The sequence below is a fragment of the Pseudomonas persica genome (assembly GCF_900291015.1).
Taxonomy (GTDB): Bacteria; Pseudomonadota; Gammaproteobacteria; order Pseudomonadales; family Pseudomonadaceae; genus Aquipseudomonas.
In genome coordinates this window covers 1-245 of record NZ_OLKL01000303.1, presented here as the reverse complement: position 1 = coordinate 245, position 245 = coordinate 1, and the positions used below count along the sequence as shown (strand labels likewise).

The window sequence follows — 245 nt, the reverse complement described above, 5'->3', positions numbered from 1 at the left end:
CCTCAACCCCAATCGATGGCCTGACGTTTAACCCAGATGGCAGTTACACCTTCGATCCAAGCCATGCTTCTTATCAGTATCTCTCAAAAGGTGATACTCAAGTCGTTACGACCATGGTCACCGTGACCGATACGGCTGGCGGTACACATCGAGAGGAGCTCAAGTTTACCATTACGGGTACGAACGACTTGCCAATGATGGCAGGGCAGTCGCAGTCAGTTAAAGAAGATGGCGCGGTTTTCCAT

Annotated in this window: 1 protein-coding gene; it reads left to right on the top strand. The window is 50.6% G+C overall.

The window, feature by feature from the left end; all coding sequences use genetic code 11:
* A partial coding sequence (locus FQ664_RS26670) for a VCBS domain-containing protein (protein WP_144175975.1) occupies nucleotides 1–245 on the top strand: 245 nt, incomplete at both ends.